Source organism: Actinoplanes sp. NPDC051633 (assembly GCF_040681735.1).
GTDB lineage: Bacteria > Actinomycetota > Actinomycetes > Mycobacteriales > Micromonosporaceae > Actinoplanes.
In genome coordinates, this window is record NZ_JBFAZH010000507.1 from 1 (window position 1) to 5,454 (window position 5,454).

Annotated in this window: 4 protein-coding genes; 2 read left to right on the top strand and 2 right to left on the bottom strand. The window is 73.5% G+C overall.

Features of this window, described 5'->3' with window-relative positions:
* A partial coding sequence (locus AB0M20_RS25180; protein WP_364302129.1) for an MFS transporter occupies positions 1 to 958 on the bottom strand: 958 nt, incomplete at its 3' end.
* A gap of 89 nt (positions 959 to 1,047) precedes the next feature.
* On the opposite strand from AB0M20_RS25180, the gene AB0M20_RS25185 reads away from it, so the two are divergent.
* A complete protein-coding gene (locus AB0M20_RS25185) occupies positions 1,048 to 1,770 on the top strand; it encodes a TetR/AcrR family transcriptional regulator (RefSeq protein ID WP_364302131.1) in 723 nt (240 codons plus the stop codon).
* On the opposite strand, the gene AB0M20_RS25190 is transcribed toward AB0M20_RS25185, so the two are convergent.
* Positions 1,751 to 2,431 (bottom strand): hemerythrin domain-containing protein, encoded by a 681-nt coding sequence (locus AB0M20_RS25190; RefSeq protein WP_364302133.1) that lies wholly within the window; start codon positions 2,429 to 2,431, stop codon positions 1,751 to 1,753. The genes AB0M20_RS25185 and AB0M20_RS25190 overlap by 20 nt on opposite strands.
* Positions 2,432 to 2,501: 70 nt before the next feature.
* On the opposite strand from AB0M20_RS25190, the gene AB0M20_RS25195 reads away from it, so the two are divergent.
* The coding region (locus AB0M20_RS25195; protein ID WP_364302135.1) for a BTAD domain-containing putative transcriptional regulator at positions 2,502 to 5,454 on the top strand (2,953 nt) is incomplete at its 3' end.

Sequence of the window (5,454 nt, forward strand, 5' to 3'; positions counted from 1 at the left end):
GCAGGGTCGTCAGACCCGCCTTCAGCGGCGAATAGCCGAGCCCCACCTGCAGGTAGAGCGTGAAGACCAGGCCGGTGCCGATCAGCGCCGAGAAGAACACCAGACCCAGCACCAGCCCGCCGGTGAACGCCCGCTTGCGGAACAGGCTCGGCGTGACCAGCGGGTCGAGCCCGGCCCGCTCGCGCCGGCCCTCGAAGACCCCGAACAGCCCGAACACCACCACGCCGAGCGCCAGCATCACGAAGATCCAGACCGGCCAGTCGAGCTCGCGGCCCTGCACCAGCGGGAAGAGCAGGAGGAACCCGCCGATCGCGGCCAGCACCACACCGGCGAGATCCAGCCGGACAGGCCGGGCGGACTTGAACTCGGGCAGGAACCGGAGCGCCCCGACGATCGCGAAGAGGCCGAGCGGCAGGTTGATGAAGAAGATCATCCGCCAGCCGAGCCCGAAGTAGTCGGCGTCGACCAGCCAGCCGGCCAGGATCGGGCCGCCGACCGCACCGAGCCCCATCACCGGGCCGAACGCCCCGAAGGCCTTGGGCTGCTCCTCCGCCGGGAACATCTGCCGGATCATGCCGAGCCCCTGCGGCAGCATGATCGCGCCGAACAGGCCCTGGATCGCGCGGGCGCCGATCAGCATGCCGGGGCTCCAGGACAGGGCGCAGAGCAGGGACGCGAGCGTGAAGCCGGCCGCGCCGACGATGAACATGCGGCGCCGGCCGTAGATGTCGCCGAGCCGCCCGCCGGTGAGCAGCCCGATGGCCATGGACAGGGTGTACGCGGCGCCGAGCCACTGGATCAGGCTGTACGACCCGCCGATCTCCGACCGGATCACCGGCCCGGCGATCGTGGTGACGAGCGAGTCGAGCAGGTCCATCACCTCGACGGCGAGGATCACGAAGAGCGCCACCCAGCGCCACCGGTACAGCGTTGGGGCCTTCTCGAGGAGCGCTTGCATCAGATCGGCCTTCCTGTCGAACAGTGTTCGTGTGCAACGAACATCGTTCTACAGACGAACACTGTTCGCGTCAAGTACATTGTTCGGTGATGACCGAGATAGACCTGCCCCGTCCCCCGTGGCGCCCGGCCGCGCCGCAGCGTGCCCGCGCCGCCCGGATCCCCCTGACCCGGGACCAGATCGTCCAGGCCGGACTGCGCATCGTCACCGCCGAGGGCATCGACGCGGTGAGCATGCGTCGGCTGGCGGCCGAGTTCGACACCGGACCGTCCAGCCTCTACGCCCACGTGGCGAACAAGGACGAGCTGCTGCAGCTGATGTTCGACGAGATCTGCCGGGAGGTGCCGATCCCGGAGATCGACCCCGAGCGGTGGCAGGAGCAGATCAAGCAGATCGCCCGGGACGGGTACGCCGCGATGGTGGGCCACGGCGACATCGCCCGGGCCGCGCTGGCCACGATCCCGGTGGGCCCGTACGCGTTACGGATCTCCGAGGCGATGCTCGCGATGATGGTCGCCGGCGGCATCTCACCGGAGACCGCCGGCTGGGCGCTGGACCGGCTGTTCCTGTACATCACGGCGGACGCTTACGAGGGCGCCATCTACGACGCCAAGTTCAAGTCGGCCGAGGACCTGCAGCGGCACTGGGACGAGTTCGGCGAGCAGCTGGCCCGGTACTACGAGGAACTGCCCGAGGACCGTTTCCCCAACCTGCGGAGACACGCCCGCTCCCTGATCGGGGGCGGGCGCGAGTCTCGGTTCGAGTTCGGGCTGGACATGCTGATCGACGGGATCACCAAACACCGGCGGTAAGCGGCGCGCGCAGCTCCCGCGCCTGCCGGGCGTACTGCCGCCGGCCGATCAGCCACCAGGCGAGCTTGGCCGGCAGCGGCAGGTTCCGGGTGATGTCCGCGGTTTCCTCGGGAGTCGCCTCCTCCAGCAGCGCGCCGAGGAAGAGCAGGAGCTTGTCCTTGGGCGTCTCGGCGGCGAAGCGCTCGTTCAGCGCGCCGTACTCGGCCACGGTCAGGTGCTCCTCGATCAGGGCGAGCAGGTGGTCCTCCTCGTCGGCCAGGTGCTCGGCCAGGGCCGACGCGTGCTCCTCCAGGGCCACCGCGATGCGCTCGCCGTCGGCGGAGGAGGCGGTGCGCTCCCACGACGGCAGCAGGTCGGTGACCGTGGCCAGGCCGTTCGCCACCCGCGAGTGCTGCTCCTCCATCCGCAGCACCAGCTCGGCCTCCAGGTCGACCCGGGCCAGCAGGAGCGGCCAGATCAGCTCGTCCTCGCCGGTGTGGTGGTGATGCAGTCCGAGCGCGTACCCGCGGAAGTGCTCGGCCACGCGGCGAGCGCGAGCGATGTCGCCGGGCCGGACCGCGCGGACCAGCCGCGGCATGAGGGCGCTCTCCCGGCGGAAGACGCGGTGGACGACGTACATGTCATGGGTGTCGGGGCGCTCCCGAACGGTCTGGTTCGTCATGGCAGCCAGCGTCGATGACCGGCTTTGCGGACGACTTGGCGCGCGCTTGGAGCACCGTATTCTCTCCCTCGTGGTGCGGTTGCGCGTGCTCGGCCCGATCGAGGCGGAGGTGGACGGACACCCGGTCGATCCGGGTGGCCCGCGTCAGCGTGCGGTGCTTGCGCTCCTGCTCGTCGGGCACGGCGAGGTGGTGTCGGTCGACCGGATGATCGAGCAGCTGTGGCGTGGCGAGCCTCCACCCCGGGCGATCGCGTCACTGCAGGCGTACGTGTCGAACCTGCGCCGGCTGCTGGAGCCGGCCCGGGCCCAGCGCACCCCGGCCACCCTGCTGGTCAGCCGCGCCCCGGGTTACGCGTTGCGGCTGCCGACCGAGGCGGTGGACGCGTGGCGTTTCGAGGAGCTGCTGCGCGAGGCGCAACGCCGCTCGGCCGACGAACCCGATCGGGCCCACGAGCTGGTCAGCGAGGGGCTGGCCCTGTGGCACGGTCCGGCCTACGCCGAGGTCGCCGACGAGGAGTGGGCCGCCGCGGAGGCGGCCCGGCTGGCCGAGCTGCGCGTGGTCGGGCGGGAGCTGGCGGTCGATCTCGCGGTCCGGCTGGGCCGCGCCGCCGAGGCGGTGCCCGCCGCCGAGCTGCTCACCCGCGAGCACCCGCTGCGCGAGGAGGGCTGGCGGCTGCTCGCCCTGTCGTTGTGGGCCACCGGGCGGCAGGCCGACGCCCTGGCCGCGCTGCGCAAGGCCCGCGGGACGCTCAACGACGAGCTGGGCCTGGATCCGGGACCGGCGCTGACCGCGCTCGAGGATGCGATCCTGCACCAGCGCACCGACGTGATCGCGGCGCCACCGCAGACCCGGGCGGCCCGCGCCGCCGAGGAGCAGGTGGACGGCGCGTTCGTGGGACGGCGGCCGGAGCTGGATCGGCTGGCCGAGCTGGCCGCCCGGGCACGGATCACCGGCGGCGTCGCTCTGCTCACCGGCGAAGCCGGCCTGGGCAAGTCCAGCCTGCTCACCCGGGTGCGCGGACAGCTCATCGCGGACGGCTGGACGGTCGCCGTCGGGCGCTGCCCGGAGACCGACGGCGCACCCTCGGCCTGGGCCTGGGTGGAGGCCCTGGGCCAGCTGGCCGAGCGGCACCCGCCGGCCGATGCCGAGGCGCTGGCGGCGCTGCTGCGGGCGACCGCACCGGCCGTCACCGACGCCGCGGCGGGCCGGTTCCGGCTGCACCGGGCGGTGCTGGACTGGCTGCGGACGGCCGCGCGCCGGGAGCCGCTCGCGGTGCTGCTGGACGACCTGCATCGGGCCGACGGCGAGACGCTGACGCTGCTCGAGCAGGCGGCGCGCGAGCTGGACGGCGTGCCGGTGCTGCTGATGGCGGCGTACCGGCCGGCGGACGGCGGGGAACGGCTCGACGAGGCGCTGGCGCAGCTCGCCCGCCGGGAGCCGGAGCGGGTCGCACTGACCGGTCTGGCGGCATCCGAGGTGGGGTCGCTCGTCGCCGCCGTGCACGGGCATCCGCTCGACGGCGAGACCGTGCGCGCGCTGGCCGACCGCACCGGCGGCAATCCGTTCTACGTGCGGGAGAGCGCCCGCCTGCTGCGCAGCGAGGGCGCCCTGGTGGCGCTGGCCGAGGTCCCCGAGGGCGTACGCGACGTGCTGCGACGCCGGCTGGCCCGGCTCCCCCAGCCGGCCGTGTCGGTGCTGCGCCTGGCCGCGGTCGTCGGCCGTGAGGCCGAGGTCGACGTGCTGCTCGCGGCGGCCGACGCGGACGAGGACACGGTGCTGGACGCTCTGGAGACCGGGGTGGTGGCCGGCCTGCTCGGCGAGCCGGGACCGGGCCGGATCCGGTTCGCGCACGCGCTGGTCCGCGACACCCTCTACGGAGACCTCACCCGGCTGCGCCGGTCGCGGATGCACGGCCGGGTGGCCGCCGTGATCCGCGAGCTGCACCCGGACGACCTGTCCGCCCTGGCCTACCACTATGCGTTGACCGCGGGCGCCGACGACCTGGCCGTCGACTACGGCATCCGCGCCGCCGAGCAGGCCGAGCGCCGATACGCCCACGACGCCGCGGTCGGGTTGTTGAAGAGAGCGCTGGACCGGCTGCCGGACACCGAGGACCGGGAGGATCGCCGCAGTGACCTGTTGGGCCGCCTCCTGCGCGCCCACCTCAGGTGCGGGGCGCTGACGGCGGCCCGGCAGACCCGGCAGCGCGCGCTCGACGCCGCCCGCGCGGCCGGCCGGGACGACCTGGTGATCGCCGCGTTCACCGCGTGGTCGGAGCCGACCCCCTGGCAGGCCCGTCAGTACGGCGTGGTGGATCAGCCGGTGGTCGACGCGCTGACGAGCCTGCTCAAGCGCACCGACCTGGACGCGGAAACCCGGATCCGCCTGCTCGACTCGCTGGTCGCCGAGCTGGCCGGCGAGGACGACCCGAGGATCCTCGCCGCCGCCGACGAGGCGATCGAGCTGGCGCGTGCGGCCGGCGACCCGCAGGTGCTGGCCTTCGCGCTGGCCACCGGGGTCAAGGCGACCCAGGTGGACGCGCTCACCGACCGGCGCCTGGAGCTGGCGGTCGAGCTGGCCCGGCTGGCCGAGGGGCTGGAGCTGCCCGCCTTCCACTGGTACGCGGTCTACGCCATCGCCGCGGCGGCCGGCGCCCGGGGCGACCTTCCCGAGCTTCATCGCCGCCTGGCCCAAGCGCAGGATCTCGCCCGCCGCTTCCGGATGATCGAGGCGGAGGCGATCCACAGCTTCGCCGACGCCCGGCTGCTGCACATCGCGGGGCGCCTCGACGAGTCCGAACAGGTCTACCTGGCGGCGGCGGACCGGCTCGGCCGGGCCGGGTCGGTGCACGCCGCCGGCTTCCTCGTCATCGCGCTCACCACGCTGCGGCTGGACCAGGGGCGGATCGCCGAGATGGAGCCGACGATGCGCGAGCTGATCAAGCAGTACCGCGATGCCGGTGACGCGCTGGCGCTCGCGCTGGCGGCACAGGGCAGGATCGCGGAGGCCCGGGCGGCACGGG